This is a genomic window from Chryseobacterium capnotolerans, from assembly GCF_021278965.1.
In the GTDB taxonomy this organism is placed as follows: domain Bacteria; phylum Bacteroidota; class Bacteroidia; order Flavobacteriales; family Weeksellaceae; genus Chryseobacterium; species Chryseobacterium capnotolerans.
Map to the genome: position 1 here is coordinate 1,161,772 of NZ_CP065589.1, position 24,677 is coordinate 1,186,448.

A 24,677-nucleotide genomic window follows, 5' to 3' on the forward strand; every position below is an offset into this window, starting at 1 on the left:
GCTATACAGACGCTAATGTGGAATGTTCCTGTACAAAGTTTTCAAGCAATTCTACCGCTTTATCATTACCTCCGGCAAGATTAAACGTATTTTGAACTTCCTGAGCGGCAGCTCTGTATTTAGGATTTTCCAGTAATTCAAAAACGGTTTCACGAAGAGCTTCTACACGTAGTCTCTTGTATCGGATGCTGATTCCGCAGCCTGCCTGCTCAATTAATTTCGCAATATGAAAATGGTCATAAGCAATAGGAGTGATTAACATCGGTAATCCGTTACGGAAGGTATCATTCACAGTATTGAAACCACCGTGGCAGATTACCATATCCATCCTTTGCATTACCGCAGATTGAGGCACAAAGCTGTTCACAATAAAGTTCTCCGGCCATTCTTCAAAGATTTCCGGTGGAGTAGCGGCAATCACCGTTACCGGCTGATCTTTAAATGCAGCGATGATCTTTTCAAAGAAAGCCTTTCTGATGTCTACCAATAAAGTTCCCAGTGATACGAAGATCTTTGGCGTGGTAGAAGCATTTAATTTATCCCAGTCAAATGGAGCATCGTTCGGACGGCCTTTTACGGGGCCTACAAATTTCATGTGAGAGGGTACAGTATCAAAACCGGCAAAGGCTTGTGACGTAAATACCATATTTAGTTTATGAGAATGGATGTAAATACCTTCCTCATGAATGCCTACTTCTTTTTGTAAGTCTTTGATTAAATTTTGCTGCCATTCCCAGATTTTTGGGGCACTCTTTTCAGTATCTCCCATGACATCCGGTGGAACGGGTGTTGTTGTTACACAAGGAATATTATGTTTATGAGCGAAAAGCGCACCTCCGAATGTGATACAATCGTTCACGATTACATCAGGCATCCAGCTTTCTGTTAATCGGGTTAATCCAGGCATCATCATTTTAGCAAAAGGAACATAGGTTTCTTCCAATGCTAATTTCATCACTTCAGGTCCTGAACAAGCCGGACCATCATCCTGTCTTTTTAAAATTCGGGCAATTTCTTCCTGATAAGGAATAAGGTCTTCTTCCGGATAGTAATAAGAACCTCCTTCAGGGATATGTTTGTTGTCTAAAGGCGTAATTCCAAACCATTTTACTTCATGGCCACGAGCAATAAGACTGGCTCCCACGCTTAAAGTAGGGCTCACATGTCCGAAAACGGTGGAACAACGAATAAAAATTTAGATGGTTTTTCTGGTTTTGAAGCCTTTGTGATGGCTTCTTCCAATAAATTAGCGGCTGTAGATGCTCCTCCTGCTTCCATAAAAGATTGTCCTACTTTTTGAGCTGCCTTACGATAGCTCGGGTTATTTAATATTTGTTGTACTGCCTCTCTCAGATGATTGGCTTTAAATCTGTTGAAATTAAGTCGTTCACCTGCTTCCGTACGCACCACACGTCCTGCAACGTGCGACTGGTCATACGCAATAGGAATCACGACTAAAGGAATCCCGTTGGATAAGGTTTCAGAAACGGTATTGTGACCGCCATGGCAAACCACCCCATCAAGATGAGGTAATAAATCCAACTGCGGAACTTGCTGATACACCATAAAATTGTCCGGCCACTGCTCGAAAAGCTGTGGATCAGAAACTACCACAACCGTTAAATCTTCTTCTTTAAAAGCATCAACCACCTTTTGGAAGAATGCCTTTTTATGATCGTGATCGAAAGTAGTTCCTATGCTTACTAAAATCTTTTTATTAGTAGCACTTTTTAATCTATCCCAATCGAATTCACATGAGATCCGTCTTTCGGTAAGAACGGGTCCCGTGAATTGATATTGAGGGGCTAGATCTTCCATTTCCCCAAAGAAATAGGTTGAGGTTAAAACAAGCGTCAACAGATCTGAAGTTGCCAGAGAACGCTCTTCATTAAAGCCTAGTTCTTTCTGCAGATCAATGATCTGATTGACTTCCCATTCGTGAACTTTAGGCAGTTCATTCATGATTTTAATGGCAGCCGGAGCGGTAACGGAAGTTGCACAAGGAATTCCTAATGCTTTTGCCGCTACCGGAGCAGCAAATAACTGATGGTCACCGATGATTAAATCAGGTTGGTATGTTTTTAATAAAGCAACAATTCCATTATAGCAATGTCTGTTCAGTGGAATAAGAACTTCTTCGTAAAGGAACTTCACGCTGTCTATTCCGTAGACTACTTTTTTGGAAATAATATCGAGATACTGTTCGCTTTCTTTCTTTTCTGCGTCGGTCTGATCGTATTGGATCAGTAATAATTTTCCGCCCTCCGGAAGTTTCGCCTCTAAAGTCGGGTCAAGGCTGATCCAGGCTACTTCGTGCCCTCTTTCCAGCAGCGTAGCACCGATGCTTAAGGTAGGATTGACATGTCCTGTCAAGGGTGGAACTATAAATGCAAATTTAGCCATGGTTCTTCGTTAAAATATTAGATAAAAACTGAGCGATCGTCTCTGCAATCAACTGAGGTTCCTGAATCGGAATATTGTGATCGCCGGAGATTAATTCAAGTTCGGATGAACCGATTTGAGCCTGCAGCCATTCTCCTGTAGGTCTGCAATTGGAATCAGCACCGTAAAGCAATAAAGTGGAAGCTGTCAATCCATTGAAATCGGCTTCACCAAGGAAATGTTTTTCCTTAATCATATCTGCTTTGATGCTGGTTTGATTAAACAGAAACTCATACATACGATGGTTCTTTTCCATTTGTCTTTTGCCCATCTGCACTTTGGTAGTATCTGTAAAATTGGCTACATAATGTTCAAGGAATTCCTTGCTGTACTCATCAATGATGTTACGGGCTTTTTCGTCCTGAGGATCCGGAGCTTCCATCACCACCAGCTGATTAACGCGTTCAGGGTATTTCAATACTGTTTTTAAAGCAATAAGACCGCCGAAGCTATAGCCTACAAGATGTACTTTTTCCAGTTGAAGGTGATCTATTAAACCCATCAGATCGGATGACATGTTTTCAAGGTCGTACCCATCCAAAAAGCGTTCACTCATCCCGTGACTTTTCAGATCGTACATCACCACATGGAAATGTTTTGCCAGAATAGGGGCAATATTAAAATAATAAATGGACAGGTTACTGAACATACCGTGGATTAAGACCACGGTTTGTTCGGCTCCCTTATTGAGTTCCTGTATATGAACTTGTCTGTTATTGACAGTGATTATTGGCATTCGTAGATATAATTGATGATCATACTAAGGTCAAGATTAATAAGCTGGTCAAGATCCATAGAAGATAACCAACCTGTAAAGTCGATCTGATCGCCAAAATGCGCCTTGATCTTTTCAGAGAAAGAGACAATCTCGATGCTGTCCATTTCAAGATCTTTGGTGAATGAACTTTCCGGAGTAATGTCCATCTCCTCTACAAATTCAGCACCTATCACTTCAGTAATAAAACCTTTTAATAAAGTAAAAAGTTCCTCGTGGTTCATTTTTAATGTTGCGTTTACAGTGTCCATCCGATAATATAATTTTTATGTTTAATAGTTTTGATTTCAATATTGTTGATCCACAAGTGATCATCTTTTATAAGTTCGACTTCGAAGGCTTTTGGATTCCCTTTCAGTCCGGTTCCTAAGAACTTTCCGTAGGCTTCTTTGGCTACCCAGAAACGGGTGGTCCACTCTGCCTGGTCTTTTCCTTTTAATAAGGCTAATTCATTGTCTGTAAATACCAGGTCATAGAATCCTTCGCTGCGTTCTTCCATGAGTTCCATATCAATTCCTACAGATTTTCCATATCTCGCAATCCCCACAGCTTCTTTTCCTTTGTGAGCGAGTGAAATATGAATGTCTTCTGTAAAATCACTGATGAGGTAAGGTTTTCCGACTTCATCTGAACGGATCTCAAAGGTGATTGGGAAGCAGGCATGATTTTTTTCCTGACGAAGAAGGTTTCTAACGGCATCTTTTACCGCTACACGGCTTACCATCCAGTTTTTCTTTTTGTTTGGTAATAATTGCTGATGATGCTGTTTTTCCGTTTGGTTGAAATATCTTTTCAGGATAAAATCCCATGAGGCGACTCTGGTATAAGCCTGGTGGAAGAAGAATACTTCAGGAGCAATCTCTTCAGAAAGGCGGTTATGCAATGGTGACATGGAAACATTCCACAGTGCAGCATCAATTTCCAGTCTTCTGTTCTGCCAGCCTGTGATGGCACACCATACTTTTCCGTCTCTTTTCAGAACGATATTAGCAATGGCAAACTCATCGTTAAGCTCAGTTTGCATACAGGTACATTCAAAAATACCTTCCTGATCGTGCATGTCTCCGAAGAATTCAATATCTCTGATCTTCACCGGGAAAGCTATACGGTCTTTCACTAAAGTAAGTTGAAGCCAAAGCCCAAATAACTGTCCGGCATTGTCCAATAGAGATCCTTTTCCGCCGTTTCCTTTGATCTTTCCTATGATTCCTTTGGTTCCAACGGCTGAAACTTCAGTAATTCCCTGGTATTTGTCTCCATGGAACATGTGTGCATCATAAATTTCTTCAGGGGTTCTTTCAATCGGTAAAAGATCACCAATGGAAAGATTGAAGGGTGGAGTAGGGATAGGACCTGATTTTAGGGTGACTTCTGCATTGGCGAAGTTCTCAATATCCAGATACGCATGGTTTTCGCCACGCCATTGTCCTTTTACTGTTTTCTCAAAAGGCTGCGCTACGTTCATCCATTGGAATACACTTACATTCATGATTTTATGAATCAGTGTTCCCGGTATTTCTGCTTCTGCAATTTCTGCCAGCTGCTCAAAGATCATGGTCATCGGGATTACCGGTTCCATATCGGCTACATGAGCCCAACCTTTAGGCTGTCTTAATAAGCTGTGGTCGATCAGATATGGATGACTTTCAAGCGTTACGTACAGATCTTTTGTGAAAGTTGTACTTCTCGGTGCTTGTGGAGCTGCATATTGTGCTACAGGAGCAACCTGAGCAGGACGTGGAATGGTAATCTCCGGACGGTTTTGGAATAAAGTAAGAACTTCTTCCTGCATACGGATCATATCATTAACATTGTCCTGGAATGCCTGTACCAACGGATGACCACTTTTGGCAGTCATGGCTGAAGCTGAGGCAGTGTATTGTTTTGGTGTTTCAAAGGCTTGAGCTAAGGCTTTTACTTCTTTAAAGTTTCGGATAATAGGGGAACCTAATTCCAGTTTAATGCCTTTTCCTGATGCTTTTTTTGATTGCTGTTGAAGCTCTAAAAAGTCAAGAGCAATGGTTTTTCCTTCTACAAATAACGAAGCGACAACACGTTGTAGCTGTGCCAATGCAGAACGGGCAGGGACACTGGAAGGAATGGTGCTGAATGCTTTTCCTTTTAAAGTATCATCAATAAACCCGATCAGCCCGCCGGTACCTACCTGAATGAATACTCTGGCGCCTTCTTCGTATAGTTTATCGGTCAGTTCACGGAAACGGACAGGCTCTACCAAATGCTCGGCACTCAGTTTTCTGATCGCTGCCTGATCTGCTGGATAAGGTTCTAAAGTCGTCGCAGACCATAACGGAATCTTTGTTTTCTGGAACTGTGCTTTTTCCATTCCGGCAAGGATCACATCCAGTTTATCAGCGATAAAAGGAGAGTGGAATCCGGATTGGAACGGAAGTACCTGATGGAAGATCTGTTTTGATTTTAATAACGGAACCAATTCGTCCAATGCGGCATTGCTACCACAAAGAATCACCTGATTAGGACAGTTATCGTTAGAAATATACAGGTCTGAAATTTCTGAAATAAAAGGCTGCACGACCTCAATTCCGGCTCCGATGGCAATAAATTTAGAATCTTTTAGTTCAAAAGTTTCCGGATTCAATACATCAATTAGGGCTTTTACAGAATTGGCTTCTGCCAGCTCAGATGAATATCCTGCCAGCCATTCTCCTAAACTGTGTCCTGCATTCATATCCGGGATAATTCCCAGTTTTTTCAATGAATTGTCAAGGATACTGCAATTGTTGAAGATGTTTAAAGCATCGGTTAAAAGGCCTTCTCCTTCAGTTTCTATAGGCGCTGTTAATCCGAAATAACGGCTAACACTGTCTACTTCACCTTTTGCCAGTCCATCTAATCCAGGGAATACAAAGGCTACTTTACCGCCATCTTTTAATAATGGGGTAGAAGTGTACCAGATGTCCTGTTTGTTTTTCCAGATCAGGTTTTTAGAAACAATTTTAAGGGCTTTTTCTACTCTTGCAGGCGTAGGATCGAATATCGCTACTCTGAAATCTCCTTCACCTGTTATAGTTTCATTATTTTTTAATGCAGAAACTAATTCAGCGTGGGTAGGTCTCGCTAATAGCAATACCGTGTCTTTTTTCGGCATATCATAGCCTTCAAGAACAACGTGTGCATTGATTCCACCAAATCCGAAAGCGTTGACTGCTGCTACTTTTGGCAGTCCGGTTTTTGACCAGTTTTTAGCTTCCTGTACAGGTTCAAATCTTGTGTTCTGCATGTCTGCAGTAGGATTTTCACAGTATAAGGTTGGTGGTAAAGTATCGTGGTGTAAAGCCAGACAGGTTTTAATTAATCCTGCGATTCCGGCAGCCGGCATGGCATGGCCGATATTGGATTTTACAGAACCGATTCCTGCTACCGGAGCAGCTTCTTCTTTCCCAAAAAACTGTGCTAAGGTCTGAAGTTCTGTTTTATCTCCAAGCGGAGTTCCGGTTCCATGAGCTTCAAGGTAACCTACTTTATTTTTATCCAGATCAGCATTGATCCAGGCTTGTTCTAACGCTTTCAGCTGACCTTTTACGGATGGGCTCATCACGCTGGTTCCATTACCATCACTACTGACACCCACACCTTTGATCACTGCATAGATTTTATCCTGATCGCGAACAGCATCTTCCAATCGTTTTAACACGACGAAACCACAACCTTCTCCAATCAGTAATCCATCAGCATCCATACTGAAGGGTTTGATCTGTTGTTGACGGGACATTGCTCCTAATTGAGCAAAAATACTCCAGAAAGCAGCATTTTGTCCGGTGTGAACACCTCCGGCGATCATCATATCAGAACGACCTCTCTGAAGTTCCTGTACAGCATGATCTACAGCGATTAAAGCACTGGCACAAGCGGCATCCACAGTAAAAGCAACGCCTCCAAGATCAAAACGGTTGGCTACCAATGAAGCTACCAGATTGGGAATCAATCCCATGGCAGTGTCAGCAGCGAAACGTCCTTTTCTTTCCTGGAAAGCATGTTTTACTTTTTCAATATCAGCAGAAGATACCTGAGGCAGCAATTCCTGTAATAAGGAGGAGATCTGCTCTCCGGTTCTTACAATTTCAATGGCACGGGTAGCTCCCGGCCCGGTATAATTTCCTTTTCCAATGATAATTCCTGCTTTTTCAAGGGAAGTATTCTTTTGAAATACTCCGGCATCTTCCAAAGCTTTCTGAACTAAATCTAGGGTCAGTAAATGATCGGGTTCAGTTCCTTCCACAGCAAGGGGTAAAATTCCAAAGCTGGTAGGATTAAACTCATAATCAGGAATAAACCCGCCTCGTTGGCAATAGAAACGATCGACAGGGTTGGTGGCATCACTAAAGTGTACCGGATCTATCCTATCTGCCGGAGCGGATTGGGTAGAATCTACTTTATTGACAATATTCTGCCAAAAAGTATGGGCATCCTGCGCCCCGGGAAAGACGCAGGATAGTCCAATTACAGCAACATCTGTTTTTTTCATGCTTAGTGTATACAGAGGGTTACCAATTATTTCCTGACATGATAAGCACTTGGCTTTCAGTTCCATATTTTATTTCGTTAAGGAAGATTTCTTTTCCTTCATCCAATGGAATCATGGAAATTCCTCTACGTTCGTATTCAGATTCAAGGGTGGAAGAAACCATTCCTGCTCCTTTCCAAGGTCCCCAGTTGATGGAGATAACCTTTCCTTTTAATCTTTTATTCAGAGCGTTAGCGTAATCATCCAGTACACTGTTGGCAGCCGCATAATCTGTCTGTCCTTTGTTGCCGTATACCGATGCGATACTTGAGAATAGAACAACGAACTGGCAGTCTGTACGAAGCTGTTCAGCCAATACACGAAGTGGTTTTACTTTGGTATCAAATACACGTCCGAATGAGGAAGTGGTTTTTTGTTTGAATAATTTATCTTCTAAAAGACCTGCTCCGTGGATTACTCCATCTAAACGGTTGTATTTTTCATAAATACCGCTGATTAGGTTGCTTAATCCTTCTTCATCACAAAGATCTAAAGATTGATAAATGATCGTATTTCCAAGCGCTTCCATATCACGGATGGTGCGTAGGATCTGGTTGTTTTTATAAATTTTTGTGGTCTCTTTTTCAATTTCAGCAGGAGAAGTGAATTTTCCAGATTTAATCAAATAAGCTCTGATTTCTTCCTTGGTTTTCATTCCTTCGAATTCTTTTGCCGAAGCTTCATTTCTTGGGTCTGCTGATCTTCCAACTAAAATATAAGTACATGGATATGCTTGAGACATATGTTTCACCAATTCTGCAGTGATTCCCTGTGCGCCTCCAAGTACCAATACCACTGATTTCTGATCTAAATGAATGTGTGCTTCATTTAAACTTGTGGACAATGGGGAAGGGATAATGTCTACCTTATGTCTTTGCTCGTTTTTATAGATCACTTCAGCAGGTTTATCGTTGGTTAAGATTTCCTTTAAAGTGATTTCAGCGATCTGATCTACTTCTTGGGGAGTGCTTAAGCTGATGAATCTGCAAGTTGTGTGATCGAATTCTCTCGCCAAGCTCTTGAAAAGTCCCGGATACCCTTGATGATGACGTAAAACACTTACATCAGTTACTTCCTGAATATGAGCTGCAATATCAGAGATTAAATACACCCATTTTGCTTTATCAAAATCAAGTTTTTTAATCAAATCAACATGATCGATGATGCTTGGCTTATCTGTTGCTGAGAACAGATCTAGCATAATTAATCCATCAACATGGGATAGATCCTTGTCTGCGTCTACCAATTCTACGATAGCTCCGTGTTTTTCCAACTCAGTTTTAATCGCTGAGGTTTGTTTACTATCATCCTGAGTGATGGCGAAACGTTTTCCCTGAAGAACTTCTGTATTTTGTACTGAAGAAGCATCTGTAGGGGTAATGTCAAAACGAAGACGTGATAATACATTGTTGGTAGGTTCAGAAGTTACTTCTTCCTTTACTTCGTTTTTTGTTTCAGTAGTGTCACCGCTCATTTCATTGATCCAGCTTGCCAATCCACGAAGGGTTTTAATAGCTGCAAGTTTTTCCATCACATCATCTGCCTGCTCAAGATTTTCTCCGAAACCGATCTTGTTTTTAAGATCTGCAATGATTTCCATACGCTTGATGGAATCAATACTAAGGTCTGCTTCTAAATCTAAGTCTAATCCTAGCATTTCTTTCGGATATCCTGTTTTCTCGCTTACGATATTTAAAATACCGTTTTGAAGGTCTTCTAATGATAAAGCAGACTTAGCCTGTGGTGTTGAAACCGCTTCAGCAGCTGTTCCGTTTTTTTCAGGAGCGGTTGTAGCTTCAGCTCCTGAGAATTCAGTAAGCCATGATACTAATCCGCTTAGAGTTTTGATAGCAGCCAATTGTTCCATCACCATATCTTCATTGGTGTTTCCGTTAGCTAATGTGCCTAACTCGCTGCGAAGTGTTCCGATGATTTCCACTCTTTTGATAGAGTCGATACTCAAGTCAGCTTCAAGGTCCATTTCCATTCCCAGCATTTCCTGAGGATATCCTGTTTTATCACTTACAACCTGTAGTAATAAAGCTTTGATATCTCTTGTTGGAGCAGCTTTTACAGCAACGGCAGTAGCTGCTACTGCAACAGTTGCCTGTTGAACTTGTTGTACAGGGATTGTACGTTCAGGAGAAGGAGTCTGGATTGGTGTATTATAAACAGGCATTGGGTTCACCTGAGGATTCTGTCCCATAAAGGAAAGCATCACATCACGTTGTGCCTGTATCATTAATTTCATACTGTTTAAATATTCCTGCAGCATACGTTCTGCCGTAGATAGGCCTTCCGGTGCAGGAGCTTGCGTATTGTGAGTCGTAAAATTGTTCATAGGAATAGGATTTATGATAGGGAGTGCACCATTAGCAGGCAGTGAACCTGTTGTCGGATGTGCAGCCTGTCCGTTAACACGCCAGATGGCAGGGCTTTTCTTGTACAATTCAGGCTGATTGATATCAACAAGCTGAACGAAACGGCCATCGAAAAGTTTCTCAATATTGAAGCTGCGCCCTGTTCCTAAATACTGAGCCAACATGCACAATAAATGAGTAAACTTGTTACGGCTGCTGTCTTCAACATATAAAGTCAACTGGTCTTTTTCAAGACATGATTTTGCCAATCCTGTAAGGACTTTTCCAGGTCCTACCTCAATGAAGATTCTTGCTCCATCGTTATACATCGCCTGCATCTGCTCAACGAATCTTACCGGCTGTACCAGGTGATCAGTCAATCTTTCTTTGATATCTGAAGGATTCGAAGGATATACGTTTGCTGTTGTGTTAGACCATACAGGGATCTGCATTTCCTGGAAAGGAACGTCTTTTAATACATCAGCATATAAACCTTTAGATTTTGCCAATAATGGGCTGTGGAATGCACAGGCAACTTCAAGTTTCTTAGCAGAGATACCTTCCTGTTTAAGAACTTCCAATAGTTTATTAATCGCTGGAGTACTTCCTGCGATAACACACTGAGTAGGCGCGTTGAAGTTAACAGGATAGCATCCTTCCACTTTAGCAATGATCGGCTGTAAACGTTCATGAGTGGCACTTGCAGCTAACATAGAACCCGGATCACCACCTTCTACAGAATTTAATATTGATTGAGCTCTCTGGATGCTTAAATCAACTAATTTATCTTCTCCAAATGCGCCTGAGAAACATAAAGCTGGTAATTCACCATAGCTATGACCAGCCAGCATATCAGGAATGATTCCCAATGATTCTAAGAATTTAGCCAATGCAAGATCAACGATTCCTAAAAGCGGTTGTGCTAAACGGGTATCTTTTATAGTTTCTTTTTGTTTCTTTAAATCCGCTTCATTGAATGTTGTAGAAGGGAAAACTACTTTTTCAAGCTCAGGATAATTGTCAATAATCTGACGCATAGCCGGGAAGACTACGAACAGATCACGAGCCATATTGATTCTCTGGCTTCCTTGCCCAGGGAATGTAAAGGCTACTTTACCTTCTTTTTTACTGACAGTGAAAGTATCTTTAGTCTCTATCCCAAGCAGTACTAATTCAATTTTCATCATCAGATCTACAGCGGTATCAGCTACGATACTGAACTGAATTGGCTTTTCTGAATGGATGCTTAAACTGTACGCAATATCTTTTAATGGAATCTCATCATTGATTTCCAATAATGTTTTGATCTGGCTTGATTGTCCTTTGGCTTCTTCATAAGTATTCCCACGGAATACAAATAATTCTGAAGGCCAGGACTGCATCGCAATTGAGTCATCTTTTTTCGGATGGTTAGCAATTACAGTGTGGAAATTTGTTCCTCCGAATCCAAAAGCACTGATTCCTGCATAACGATTCTTTTCAGTCCATAATCCTGTTTCCGCATGGAAAGAGAATGGGCTGGTTTGTGCGTTATAATAAGCATTAGGCTGCTTCAGGTGAAGAGTAGGAGGTTTTACCCCGTGATACACTGCCAGAGAAGCTTTGATTAAACCTGCTAATCCTGCAGCACATTTAGTATGTCCGATCTGAGTTTTCACAGAGCCTAAATGAGTCTGTCCAGGTAATGCCCCTGAACGGCTGAATAAGTTGGTTAAAGCACTTAATTCTGTTTTGTCTCCAACCACAGTTCCGGTACCGTGAGCCTCTACTAATCCTACAGAGGCAGCACTGATTCCAGCCTGAGTATAAGCACGTTCTAATGCTCTTACCTGACCTACTTTTCTAGGTGCAGTTAATCCAAGAGCTTTTCCATCACTGGATCCGCCAACTCCTTTGATGACAGAGTAAATACGGTCACCATCGTTGATCGCATCTTCATATCTCTTTAATACAAGGATAGCAATTCCTTCTCCAAGGGCAATTCCGTCTGCTTCACTGTCAAAAGTTGCACATCTTCCTTTTCTGGAAAGGGCGTGGGTGCTGGAGAACATCAGGTAATCGTTGATCCCGTTATGTAAATCTGCACCTCCGGCAAGAACCATATCAGATTTACCTAATACAAGTTCCTGACAAGCCAGATCTAAAGCTGCTAAAGACGAAGCACATGCTGCATCTACGGTGAAATTTCTTCCCCCTAAATCCAGACGGTTCGTAATCCTACCTGCGATCACATTGGCCAAAATACCAGGGAAAGAATCCTCTGTAGTATGCGGAAAAGCCTCTTTTACTTCTTCGTGAAGTTCTCCGAAGACCTGTTTATAATATCCTCTGAAACTATAGCTGTTGGCAAGGTCGTTACCACCTTCAGCTCCTATGATTACAGAGATGTTTTCTCTGTTAATATGTTTTTCGCCATATCCAGCATCTTCCATCGCACGTTTTGCTACCAATAGGGTAAGTAATTGGGTAGGCTCAATAGCGGCAAGCGATTGTGGTGGAATTCCGAATGCTAGAGGATCAAAATCAATTTTTGGAATGAAACCACCCCATTTTGAATGCGATACATCCGCTTCGTCTGAATCCGGTTTGTAATAAAGATCTTTATTCCATCTTTCGTCCGGAACTTCAGTAACACTGTCTTTTCCTAAAATGATATTTCTCCAGAATTCATCCAGATTTTTAGCACCCGGGAAAATACATTCCATTCCTACGATAGCGATGTCTAATGGCTTTTCGCTGGATGTTGGTAATTCTGATAATTCAGCGTTTTGAATATATTCGTAGTTGTTGATACTAACGTTTTGGTGAAGTTCTTCAAGGGTAAGGACCTTGTTGTGCATCGTTGCAATCTGCCCGATCATGTACATTCCAAGATCAAGCTGATCGTCTTTAGGAATGTTTACTAGCTGATCTCCCTGGCGTTCAATGCCTTTTGCTGCAATTCTTAAACGGCCTACATTAAGTTTTTCCAGCTTTTCCCATACTTCTTTTTATCTGTTCCGGCCGCTAAAAGTTTAGCTTTCTCGGTATTGAAGTGGTTGGCAAATGAAGTATTTAAACAACGGGTTTCATGTCCCGGAGCAGTTTCCAATAAAACAGTATCTTTAGCCTGCATTGCCTGCAGCTGGAACTCTTCCTGAATGGCTCCTGTTTGTACAGCTTCCTGAGTATACAGGTAAGCAGTTCCCATCAATACACCCACTTTTACCCCTCTGGCAGCTAATGGAGCAGCCATGATAGAAACGAATGCCGTTGAGAAATCATTATGGATTCCACCAGCAAAAAATACACTGATATTTTCCGGATGGTCTTCTTTTAATATACGTTCAATTTGTTTTTCCCAAAGAACCATGCTGGATAATGGACCTACGTGCCCACCGCATTCACGGCCTTCGAAAATAAAGCTTTTGGCTCCCTCTTTAAGGAAAATATCCAACAGGGCGGGAGATGGAACGTGCAGGAACGTCTTTATTCCTGCTTTTTCAAATATTTTAGCCTGTGCAGGTCTTCCTCCGGCAATCAGTACAACTGGTGGCTGTGCTTCAAGGATGTAAGAAGTCTGTTCGTCTCTTAATTCCTGAGGCGCAAATCCTAAAATTCCTACACCCCATGTTTTATTCCCTGCTAATTCTTTTGTTTCCATTACTAAAGATTTTGCAGAGTTTCCTTTCAATAAGGATAAAGCAACAAAAGGTAAGGCACCGGCTTCTGCTACTGCATTGGCAAATCCGGGAACATCACTTACACGGGTCATTGGTCCTTGTGCAATGGGGTATTTTAATCCAAGTTCCTGAGCTAATGGATTATTCTGATCAATAACCTGAAGAGCTTTTGCCTGTTTCAGGTGACCATGCATCGCTTCTTTAAGTCCGAAAGCCAGTTTCTTTAGGGTTCTGAATTCTTCGTACAGATCAGTGGCCAGGGAAATGTCCTGTCCCATTGGGATGTAGCTCTTGCTGATGTCAAGATCTGCAAAATATTGTTTAAGATGGTCAGAAGTGATATCATCCGGTAACGAAGGAGAATTAGGTCTTACCAATACTCTGTGATCGGCAATAATTTTAGTTTCAGTTCCGTTAAGTTTTGAACATAAATCCTTGATATCTTTTGGGACAGAACTTTCGAGGAACAAAGCCAGTTGGCTGTCCAGTACAACTCCTGTTGCTCCTAAAGCTTTCACGGCTGAGGCAGTATGGAGTCCTATTCCCCCCTGTACCCACACCGGAATGCTTTTGATTTCATTAATAATGCGCTGGAACAATACAAATGTAGATTCATAACCTATTTGACCTCCAGCTTCATTTCCTTTGATGATGATTCCTTTGGCTCCTGATTGCTCAGCCTGTTTTGCTTCTTCTAAACTGGTTATCTGATAAATGATATCCAGATTAGAATGTTGGGAAACCGTCATTCCGAATGGTAAGATCGCAAATCTTACCTTTTCAGGAAGTTGAAGAGTTGAAAGTTTTTCATTAGAAACATATATACCATAAGAGGGTAGGGCTGTTTCTTCCAGTTGACTAAGTGCTGCCTGCGCGGTCGTCAACTCTTGGCCTAAGCTAAGGACAGGAAATATACCCGCCTGATGCAATTTAGGCATAAGGTTGACATCCGGCTTTTCAAAAGGCGTTAGTCCAATAATGGTTAAGTTTTTCATGGCGTGATATGTTAGTAAGGATTTTGTAAAAAACACATAAGTCTTTGAGGGAAAGAGAAATGGCTTGTTACAAAATCATAAAATTGGTTTTTATTATATTTTCAATTGTAAAGCTTGTTTGTTGAATATATTTCAACGACGTATACAGTGCCCTAAAGCGATTAGGGGTAAGAATGGTGTCCGGCTTTTTAAAAGGTGTTAGCCTCATAATGGTCAAGTTTTTCATTGCATTTAGTATTAAAATAATAATATGCGATTTTGCATTGAAACATCAATCTAATGGGTATGAGGACTGATTGTTTGTGATGCATGAATAAAAAATAATAAATTTATGATAAATTCTCATTCATAAATTTAATTCGATAATAATTTTTTAACAAACAAATGTTAATTATTCAAATGTTATTAAAGTATACGGTTTATTTTCTTATTCGTTATAAACAAGCCGGCACAATCTAGGTAACCATAAAAATAAATAATTATAGTTAAAGAAATGTTAAGCAAATATAGGAATAAAAAATAAAATATTTCAAAAAGAAGAGATTTGTTTTTTTATATATTACAAAAAGATAACATAAATATTTACCGCATAAAATCGACAAAATCGGTGATTTAAAATGTGTGAATTTTTGAGTTGATTTTGTATGGAATTGATTTATATCATATTATTGGCATCTTGGAGAATTGCATTTTGTGACTTATTTTATCCATTTGAAGGTTTTGAAAATAAAGATCGCTTCATGTAATAGAGTAAACATATTAAGGTAATATGAAATATAAATGAAAAAAAGCAGTATAATACTGCTTAAATGGATGAGAAATATTGGAAATAGATCTTTATGAGGTTTATATGGACTGTTTTTCCATTGAATATTTACCTCCTCCTTGTATGATGAGAGTGAGACAGATCCCCAATACTAATAGATGGTATTCAAAGCCTTCTGCTCCGGCTGGCATTTTTCCGAACCAGTTCATGAAGAATCCATGAGAAGCATGATCCACCACAATCATTCCTATAAATAAAAAGAATATGGCGATGGATGTAATTTTCGTCCCAATTCCCAATAGTATACAAAAAGTTCCTAAACATTCTATAGCAATAGCTATAACCGCTATGAATGGTGGAAGCCCTACATGGGTTGTCATATACTGCATTTCACCCTGTAATCCAGGCCCATCAAACCATCCGAATAGTTTTTGAGCGGCATGTGGAAATAATACAATTCCTAAGGTGAGACGAAGGATTAGGGGGCCCCATCCTCCCTGGGTGGATGAGAACCATTGTTTGAGTTTTTTGTCCATTTTTTTTAAGTGTTGATGAACAAATTTAGCAAGGTATGGGGTGATGATGATGTGATTTTTAATACAAAAAACCTGTGCTATTTATCACAGGTTTGTCTAATGATCTTTATGTTGCTGTCCTTTGAGACGGTTTAAAGTCTCCCGGGTAATTCCTAAAAAAGAAGCAATATGCTGCTGAGAAAGCCGCTGTTCAAACCAGCCATAGGATTTGATGAATTCCAGATATCTTTCCTCAGCTGTTTTTTGCTGGAATAGTATTCTTTTTTGAAGCGAGATGAAAGCATTCAGAAGTATTTTACGAAAGTAGCTTTCCAATGGTGGTATTTCTACATATAGTTTTTCCAGTTCGTTCTTTTCTATCATCAAAACTTCTGAATTTTCCATCGCTTCAATATTATATACGGATGGTTGGGGGTAAAGCATGCTGTTCCAATCTGATATCCACCAGTTTTCAAATGCAAACTGCACAGTGTTTTCCCGACCGTTAGCACTCACTTCGTATTGACGCATACAACCGCTTATTACAAAATAATCATGAGTGCATAGTTGTCCTTCCTGTAAAAGATATTGCCTGCGTCTGAACTTTTTATACTCCAATGAAGAGCATAGTCTCTCTTTTTCAGATTCTGATAAAGTTACATATTGGCTGATATGATTTAAGATGCTTTCGTAAGGCGTTGACATTGATTTGGATATGTGGATTACCCAAATATAATCAATCTTACCGGATCTGTTTTGATTTTAGTTGAAATTGCTGGGTTTAAAAAATGCTCAACCCATATTGTTTTGCCAGATCCAGAATGATATGGTATCCTGCCAATGAATTTCCATGTTGATCCAAAGCAGGACTGAATACTCCGATTCCCATTTTTCCGGGAACACTTACGGTGATTCCGCCGCCTACTCCGGATTTGCTTGGAAGTCCTACCATTCGGGAGTATTCGCCACTGAATTCGTACATTCCGGCGGTCAGCATTTGAGATTCTATCAGTTTGGCAGTGTCAGCGTTTTTATACTGAGTGTCTCCATCAAAACGTACACACTGATTGGCAAAGAAATATCCGATTTTCGCCAGGTCTTCAGCGGTAAGTTCAATAGAACACTGTTTGAAGTAATTATCCAGCTGGTCTTCATTTCCTGAAATCAATCCGCTGTTTTTCATGATGTAGAACATGCCACGGTTACGATGTCCTGTAGATTTTTCAGATTCATATACAGATTTGTTGTAATCAATGCCAGGATTCTTGGTAATGTATCGAACCATGTCCAGTACTTTAAGGAAGGGTTTTTCACCTTCACCGGAGATGAGAGATGTGGTAAGAATGGCTCCGGCATTCATCATCGGATTAAGAGGCTTACCGGTGGTTTCAAGGTTGGAAAAATGATTGAAGGGTTTGTCTGATCCGAAATAACCTATTTTGTCAAAGACGTTTGTTTCCCCTCTTTCATTTACAGCAACCATTAGAGCAATGATCTTGGAAATGCTTTGCATGGTGAACTTTTTGCTAACATCACCCGTGTTAAATATTTTTCCATTTTTATCAACTACAGAAAAGGCAATAGCTTTAGCGTCCATTTTGCCCAATTCAGGAATATAGTCAGCTACTTTACCCTGAGTGTAATAATTTCTGTTCTTTTCCAGGATGCTGCTTAATGTTTTTTCTGAAATGGTTGAAACATCTGCTGTTTTTTGAGCGTACATCACTATATTTAAGGACAAAAATCCTGCAATAAGAATTCCTTTGGCGGAAAATAAAAAGCTATTTTTTTTCATGTAGAATATTTTCGAATAAAAGTTGATCATAAGTCTCGAAAAAACAAAGATAAGGTATTTCATTTTTTGTGCAAGATCTTTTGTGGCTGGTATAGGTAAGAGGTTTTTATCTTTTTAGTTCAAAATCTTTGTGAAATAATATTCCATATCGATCCAGCATATGGGTTTTGCTGTTTTCTTCCTTTGCATTTCCGGTATCAATATAATAGAGTGGAAGTTTTTTATGAATAATATCTTCCTGATCCTTTGGGCTGAGATATTTAACGATCTTAATATTGCTGTTTTTCTGAAAATTCCCCATCAGTGCAATCTGTTCAGAAAAATTCCCTAAGTGAAAAATAGCAGGTTGTTTCGCAGCATGTATTTTGATTTCACGAATAACATCTTTACAGTATGCTAATTCCTGATCTTCATAGTTTTCATTGATAAATACGCCTCCTGTAAGCTGAACTTTCTTTGCGGTTACATGGATCAAAAAAGGAGATAGAAATAATGCCGTTAATACTGGCTTTATCAGTTTGTCATTCAATATATATTGTAAGAGAATAAGAACAAAGGGAACTGATGGAATTAAATAACCTGCTTCCAATGGGTATTTGATAAAGAACACGAGGTTGGAAACGATCATTAGAATACAGAATACAGCAAAATTATTTTGGGGTAAATTTTTTATGTTTGGATAACCTCCTTTAAATAACTGGATAATTAAACCTAAAAGAATGGCAAGTATTCCTAAAGTTCCATACAGATATAAGGTGGCCAGGCTTAACATGCTTCCAATACTAACTGCTGAGTCGCTATAACTTTGAAGGAAGCTGGTACCATATTTTAAAATAACGGGTGAAAATAAAGTGCAGGTGAAAATAAAGCTTAAGACAGAGAATTGTAATGCCCTTTTGATATTTCTTTCAGAGTAAGTATATGATAGGAAAACAAAGGCCGGAAGAAAAATAATATTGTTGAACCTCGTGCTTACCATAAGGCCGAAAAGTAAAGCAGAAAGCCAAAGCTTTTTATGGAGAAGATAATAAACGCATCCCAGTAAAAAGAATAAAGACCAATTGTATTCCATGGCTACTGTGCTGGAGAGATAGATAATAGGTACAAATGGAAATGCCAAGGCAATAAGAAAAGAATGTTTTATTTTCAAAAGATTCAAAATCTTAAAGAGATATAAGCTGCAGCCTGCTGTAAATGCAACTGATAATAAGTTGATCACCCAATATGGATATTGATATACTAATGAATATAAAAATTCAGGAAACGGATATCCGGGAAAGCGGGAAACATCATAAATATGGTCTTCATGTAATACTTTTCCTGTATATACTTCTCTCCAGGCGTCTAAATCAGTTCCCAGACTGTTAAAAATAAAAGGTAACCTTGATAATAATACAATGACTATTATCATTATTTCCTTAGAGTATTTTTTCATGTTAATTACCAGATTGTTTTCTCATGCAAAATAAGTTCTTTTTGCTTAATAAATAAAGAAAGGTATCTTTTTCTATAAGGTTGGATAATGCTGCTTAGTGAAGGATAAAAATAAAAGTACCGGAAAAAGATTTTTCTTATGCTTGTTGTTTGTTTTTATAACTTATTTATTGTTATTTATGTTTAAAATTCATTTTATGTTATGATTTTGGTTTATTTTATTCTATATATTAGTGTTTAAATAAGTGAAAAATCAATTATTTGAGGTCTTACAATGAGCGTCAGTTGATTTTTTTAAAATAAGTACAATAGGTTTAAATTAAGATATAATCAAGAATTGGAGTGTATTTTTGATGTTAAGTTTATAAAAAAGTAATATTTTTCACTAATAAATGATTTTAGTGTTAAAAAATTCATTATTTTTCAAGCGAAAATTAATACATTTTTATTAACCATGAAAAACACTACTTATTTTAGTAGGCAGCACATCTTCAGATGGCTCCTACTATGCTGGCTCCTTGTACCTTGGGGGCTGCAAGCACAATCATCAACCCATATTACCTGGGACTCTCAGGTCGGATGTCAGAACTTCCGTGGAGAAAAAGGGGCAGGAGATAATTCTGTTGCTGCTTCAGATATTGATTCCGGTACTTGTGTCCGGGTCTGTGAAGGAAGCAAAGTGAAATATACTGCTCATGGCTCGAATATTAGTTTTGTCGCATGGATACCTACCGGTGGAGTGCTGCAGACTACATCAGGAGGTGCCAATCTTACTGCTGAAATCTTATGGGGAAGTGCTGGAGCGGGATCTTTACAGGCGACAGTTACATTTACTGATGGAACTGTTGAAACCCAGGATATCTGCATCGAGAAAATAAATAAACCTTCTGCAGACTTTAATCTCGTTAATCTGAAAGATATTGTATGTAAAAATACTGAGGTTCATTTTGACAATTTATCTCATGCGAATGGAGGTACTGATATTGTTAATTATTTCTGGGATTTTGGTGATGGAACCACATCTACAGCTTTTGAACCCTCTCATACTTATACACAGGCTGGAGGAGTTACGGTTACTTTAACTGTAACCAACAAATGTGGATGCTCAGAAACAACGTATCAAAAAATAGAAATCACAGAAGCTCCACCAGTACAGATTAGCTGTGCTTCAGTGGTATGTGAAGGGAGTGCCGAAAGATACAGTGTGAAGAATGGCTGTAAAGGAGAATGGAAAGTGATTGGAGGATCATGGCATAATATCTCTGAAAACGAAATCGAAGTAAAATGGGATAGTGTAGATCCTGAAGATGGTTTTGGCTATGTGATGTATAAATCTGAATGTGGCTGCCCAGTGTGGACTACAGTTAAGATTCCTGTCATTCTAAATACTGCAAGAATTAAAGGAGAATCAGTAGTATGTTTAGGAAAACAATACACGTATTCGCTTCCACAGTGGCCAACTACTCACATTGACTGGGATGTAACAGGACCTGCGCCAGGTCAGTTGACTTATAACCAGCAAAGAAATGAAATTCTTTTCACTGGAAATGTTCCAGGTACCTACACTCTTACTGCTTCCTATAAAAATACTTTATTATTATGTGGAGGTAATGCACAAAAAACGATTGTTGTAGAAGCGCCTGTAACCATATCAGGAGGAAAAGAGGAGATCTGTGTGGGAACACCACAGACATTTACAGCTACACCTAATGTTCCGGTGATCTGGAATGTTACTTTAAACGGTGGAGTGGTATATACGTCACCACAACCTACTACTGCGGCTCTTGATTATCCTTTCTTAACACCAGGAAATTATGTGATTACAGCAATCAGAGGAGGATGTGAAAGTAATCCAATATTGATTAAGGTGGTGAGTATTCCTAGGCCGCCAAGAGGGTTTATCTTGGGAGAGGCAGTAGTATGCCCAGGCAGACCTTATACTTATTCACTTGTGGCACCTCAGCCCGCTGGAGTAATTCCTGTATGGAGTGTTACGAATGGTACTATCCAGGGAAGTAATGCAGGTAATAGTGTTACTGTTATCTTTAATGCGGGAGCACCTTCTTATTCAGTATCTGTTGCTTATAGAACGAATAGCCCGGCAGCTTGTCTGTCTAAGCCAATTTCATTTGATATAAAACCAATGGATATTAATAAAATCTTTATTAAGCCGAATTCAGGACCTTTCTGTCCAAGCAGTACACAGAGCTTTGAAGCTTATTTAGATGATATTGTTCCGGACTCTATGGAATGGAGTTTTGAAAACCCTAATTTCGGAAGTTTTATATCCGGGCAAGGCACTCCATTTGTGACGGTAAATATTAACGAGGTTGCGGCTAACATATATTCAACTAACCTGAAACTGGAAGTTGTGGTATGCGGACAGAAAAAGGTATTTTTAATGCCAGTAAGCAAACTGGCTCTTCCTGTAATTAACTTTACGAACATTGGAAAAATTTGTTTAGGTTCAGATCTTCATTTCACAGTTGATCAGGGAGGAATTACTTCTGCTACAGGGGTAACGTTTACTTTTGCTAATGGGACTACTCATCCGGCAACATTCAATTCTTCTGGAGTCTATGATTTCCCGAATAACGGATATATTCAGAATAATACAGGAGGTAACGTTTCTCAAATAGTTACTGTGACTTATACAGGAACGAATGGCTGTGCATATGAGCCAAAAGCAACTGCAAGTTTCATCATTCTTCCTGAAACGATTATTACGGTTTCACCGGTGTATAATCTTATGGTTTGTGATGATTATCCTTTACAGCCTTATACGCTTACTGCTAACAGCTCTACAGGTCTTACGAATATTGTGGAGTGGCAATGGTTTAAGAATGGGGCTCCAATAGGAGTTACTACTAACTCATATACCTTATCGGGAACCGGCCTGGCAGGAACTTATAAGGTAAGAGCTAAAGATATTAATGGTTGCTATGTATATTCACAGGAGATCAAAGTAATCAATTCATGCCCAACAGCTAGTAGTTGTACAACACCTCCTATGGTGAGTTTTACCCCAAAATGGACTGGATGCAATACAATTACAGTCAATAATTTAAATGTAAGTATTCCTCCAGATGAGATCCAATGGGTATCTAATAGTGTTCTTACGTTGGTAAGTGCTCAGGGACAGCCTACAGCCACATTCCAAACTAATCTTGCCGGAGCGCATATTGTGAGCGTACGTTTAAGATATGGTACATGTTGGTATTCAACAAGTTTTGAGGTTCGAAAACTGTATGAGCCTAAGCTTAATATTGGTCAGGTTTGTAGCGGTAACGGATATAATGTTACTTTATATAACTCATCGTCCATATTTGAGGTTAACCCTAGCTCTATAGAATATAGATTCAGTATGGCAGGACAGCCGGATCAGATTGGGCAAACGGCTACCTATAACAATATGGCGCCAGGTACTTACACCTTTACGATGAAGGTATCTGTACCATCACAACCATCATTGCCAGCATGTACGATTACGAAAACAATTACACTGGCGCCAGTTCCAAGCACGAATTTCTTGCTTCCATTTAAGGCATGTAAAGGTGAGGTAATTACCCTTTCACCAAGCTCATATACTTCTGGGAATATCTATACATGGTCTTTTGACGGAACCTCTTATGTGACTTCACAACAGAATATGAATGTTACATTCAATACTGCAGGAGTGAAGAGTGTAAGTTTGATGATTAAAACTCCTCAAGGTTGTGAGTATAATTCTATTGTACGTAACATTACTGTCTATGAAGCTAATTTAAATGGAAATCTTACTCCACCAAATGCAGTAGCATGTGAAGGAACTTCTCCATTGATCTCATTTGTGCCTTCAGGTACAGTACCTTCAGGTTATATTTGGATGAATGGTAATGTTCAGGTGCCGGGTGCGCCAAACTCAATGAATTTTGTACCAACACAATCAGGGAACTATTGGCCGATATTGATTTCAGCAGAAGGCTGTATGACTAATGTAATGAGCGTTAAAGCGGTAGGTGTTGCATTTAAAAAACCTCCGTATGTAAATATATCTGGACAATCAAATGTTTGTGCTAATAGCCAAATAACGCTTAAAGGTATTTTAACGGATAATACTTTAGAATACAGATGGAAAAGGAATGGAGTTCCATTGTCAACAGGATGGATTACTGTTCAGCCGGTTACTTATACTGTAAGTGGATTATCAGCAGGTACTTATACCTATACTTTAGAAGCACGTGTGCCAGGAACTACAGACTGTTCAGGCTCTAAAGATTTTGTTGTTACAGTGAGCAATCCACCGGCAGCTCCTACGGTAACCTATACTCAGATAGGATGCCAGCCTTACAAAATTCAACTTACAGCGTCCGGGCCTGCAAATGGTGAATATAACTGGAGTAATGGAATGTCTGGGCAGACCATTACAGTAGATGAAGGAGGAAAATATAAAGTAATCTATACCGCACCAAGTGGCTGTAAAGTATTTGGCATGGTAGATGTACCATTGAGCATCGAAAGCCTGATGTGGGTATTCCCTACAGGATGTTACAGCTATTGTAGAGAAAAAGATCGTTATATTTTAGGACCAAAAGGTAACTTTGATTACCACCAATGGGAAAGATTCGGAGTTAGTTTACAAAATGGGACTAATACTTTCATCAGCCCATTCAGTTTTATTGATTCACCTGGAACTTACAGGTTGAGAATTGATCAGTCTGCTGGTGGAATGTATTGCAGATATTATTCAGGAGCAATGAACTATTATCCTGGAAAAGACTGCGGTATAGAAACACAATGTAACTTTGAAGTTGATATTACTGCATTCAAGTGGGATGGTGATCATTATAATGTTCATGGAACAATATTCAATGCAGGCAGCCAACCGGCAATGCTTGATATTTCAAGTCTTAACGGATATGGAACCTATTTTCCATCTATGATTACTATTCCGGCAGGAGGTACCTATGATATGAATGCCAATCCATTGGCCTTCTATCCTAATGCCAGCTTCCCTGGTGGATATGATGCAATCTTATTCTTAGGACAAGATGATTGTAAGTTTGTGGGTGAACCAAAAATTATAGGTAAATCTGTTTTTGCCAAGACAGGAAACACACCAAGTCTTACTACAGATTCTTCTCTGAAACTGATGCCAAATCCGGCGAAGGATATCGTGAGGGTTTCGTATGATACCGGTAATGAGAAATTACTGGCAACACAGATCAAGGTTTTTGATACCATGGGGAATATCAAATACCAGAAAGAACTGAAGTCATCTTCAGGAGAAGTAAGTGTAGACGTTTCCCACTGGCTGCAGAGTACATACATTGTTATTGTGCAGGCAGGAGAAAAATCATTGCAAGGCAAATTGATTAAAAACTAATCCATACTTCATTTTAATAAGCAGT

12 protein-coding genes are annotated in these 24,677 nt (G+C 39.5%); 1 reads left to right on the forward strand and 11 read right to left on the reverse strand.

The window, feature by feature from the left end; genetic code table 11:
• Position 1: 1 nt before the first annotated feature.
• The 11 genes from H5J24_RS05485 to H5J24_RS05535 form a co-directional block, all read right to left on the reverse strand.
• The gene (locus H5J24_RS05485) at positions 2–1,162 is read right to left on the reverse strand and encodes a glycosyltransferase (RefSeq protein ID WP_232816105.1); all 1,161 of its coding nucleotides are present in this window, start codon (positions 1,160–1,162) and stop codon (positions 2–4) included.
• Positions 1,159–2,403 carry a glycosyltransferase gene (locus tag H5J24_RS05490; protein WP_232816106.1) on the reverse strand — a complete coding sequence of 415 codons (1,245 nt, stop codon included), beginning with the start codon at positions 2,401–2,403 and terminating at the stop codon, positions 1,159–1,161. Before H5J24_RS05490 ends, H5J24_RS05485 begins: the two co-directional genes overlap by 4 nt.
• Positions 2,396–3,178, reverse strand: a complete 783-nt coding sequence (locus H5J24_RS05495; protein WP_068944049.1) for an alpha/beta fold hydrolase — start codon at positions 3,176–3,178, stop codon at positions 2,396–2,398. The genes H5J24_RS05490 and H5J24_RS05495 overlap by 8 nt, the downstream gene beginning before the upstream one ends.
• Complete coding sequence (locus H5J24_RS05500) at positions 3,169–3,468, reverse strand: acyl carrier protein (RefSeq protein ID WP_002977699.1); 300 nt, start codon at positions 3,466–3,468, stop codon at positions 3,169–3,171. Before H5J24_RS05500 ends, H5J24_RS05495 begins: the two co-directional genes overlap by 10 nt.
• Positions 3,456–7,721: a type I polyketide synthase gene (locus H5J24_RS05505; RefSeq protein WP_068944048.1), complete on the reverse strand. Its 4,266-nt coding sequence runs from the start codon at positions 7,719–7,721 to the stop codon at positions 3,456–3,458. The genes H5J24_RS05500 and H5J24_RS05505 overlap by 13 nt, the downstream gene beginning before the upstream one ends.
• 19 nt (positions 7,722–7,740) lie before the next feature.
• Positions 7,741–12,981, reverse strand: coding sequence for a type I polyketide synthase (locus H5J24_RS05510; protein WP_232816107.1), 5,241 nt, complete (start codon positions 12,979–12,981; stop codon positions 7,741–7,743).
• 92 nt (positions 12,982–13,073) lie between these two features.
• The gene (locus tag H5J24_RS05515; protein WP_232816108.1) at positions 13,074–14,777 is read right to left on the reverse strand and encodes a nitronate monooxygenase; all 1,704 of its coding nucleotides are present in this window, start codon (positions 14,775–14,777) and stop codon (positions 13,074–13,076) included.
• An 846-nt stretch (positions 14,778–15,623) separates the two neighbouring features.
• Positions 15,624–16,079 carry a DoxX family protein gene (locus H5J24_RS05520; protein ID WP_068944046.1) on the reverse strand — a complete coding sequence of 152 codons (456 nt, stop codon included), beginning with the start codon at positions 16,077–16,079 and terminating at the stop codon, positions 15,624–15,626.
• Between the two features lie 96 nt (positions 16,080–16,175).
• Positions 16,176–16,763 carry a Crp/Fnr family transcriptional regulator gene (locus tag H5J24_RS05525; protein ID WP_068944045.1) on the reverse strand — a complete coding sequence of 196 codons (588 nt, stop codon included), beginning with the start codon at positions 16,761–16,763 and terminating at the stop codon, positions 16,176–16,178.
• Between the two features lie 76 nt (positions 16,764–16,839).
• Entirely contained in the window at positions 16,840–17,853 is a 1,014-nt protein-coding gene (glsA, locus tag H5J24_RS05530; RefSeq protein WP_068944044.1) for a glutaminase A, read from the reverse strand.
• A gap of 106 nt (positions 17,854–17,959) precedes the next feature.
• Positions 17,960–19,288, reverse strand: coding sequence for an ArnT family glycosyltransferase (locus H5J24_RS05535; protein ID WP_068944043.1), 1,329 nt, complete (start codon positions 19,286–19,288; stop codon positions 17,960–17,962).
• 453 nt (positions 19,289–19,741) lie between these two features.
• Between H5J24_RS05535 and H5J24_RS05540 the strand changes: the two genes are divergently transcribed.
• A complete protein-coding gene (locus H5J24_RS05540; RefSeq protein WP_068944042.1) occupies positions 19,742–24,652 on the forward strand; it encodes a PKD domain-containing protein in 4,911 nt (1,636 codons plus the stop codon).
• Positions 24,653–24,677 lie beyond the last annotated feature (25 nt).

Excerpts from the sequence above, each read along its gene's own strand:
- H5J24_RS05490 (WP_232816106.1), bottom strand. The coding sequence starts at position 2,403 with ATGGCTAAATTTGCATTTATAGTTCCACCCTTGACAGGACATGTCAAT.
- H5J24_RS05495 (WP_068944049.1), bottom strand. The coding sequence starts at position 3,178 with ATGCCAATAATCACTGTCAATAACAGACAAGTTCATATACAGGAACTC.
- H5J24_RS05500 (WP_002977699.1), bottom strand. The coding sequence starts at position 3,468 with ATGGACACTGTAAACGCAACATTAAAAATGAACCACGAGGAACTTTTT.
- H5J24_RS05505 (WP_068944048.1), bottom strand. The coding sequence starts at position 7,721 with ATGAAAAAAACAGATGTTGCTGTAATTGGACTATCCTGCGTCTTTCCC.
- H5J24_RS05510 (WP_232816107.1), bottom strand. The coding sequence starts at position 12,981 with ATGATCGGGCAGATTGCAACGATGCACAACAAGGTCCTTACCCTTGAA.
- H5J24_RS05515 (WP_232816108.1), bottom strand. The coding sequence starts at position 14,777 with ATGAAAAACTTAACCATTATTGGACTAACGCCTTTTGAAAAGCCGGAT.
- H5J24_RS05520 (WP_068944046.1), bottom strand. The coding sequence starts at position 16,079 with ATGGACAAAAAACTCAAACAATGGTTCTCATCCACCCAGGGAGGATGG.
- H5J24_RS05525 (WP_068944045.1), bottom strand. The coding sequence starts at position 16,763 with ATGTCAACGCCTTACGAAAGCATCTTAAATCATATCAGCCAATATGTA.
- glsA (WP_068944044.1), bottom strand. The coding sequence starts at position 17,853 with ATGAAAAAAAATAGCTTTTTATTTTCCGCCAAAGGAATTCTTATTGCA.
- H5J24_RS05535 (WP_068944043.1), bottom strand. The coding sequence starts at position 19,288 with ATGAAAAAATACTCTAAGGAAATAATGATAATAGTCATTGTATTATTA.
- H5J24_RS05540 (WP_068944042.1), top strand. The coding sequence starts at position 19,742 with ATGAAAAACACTACTTATTTTAGTAGGCAGCACATCTTCAGATGGCTC.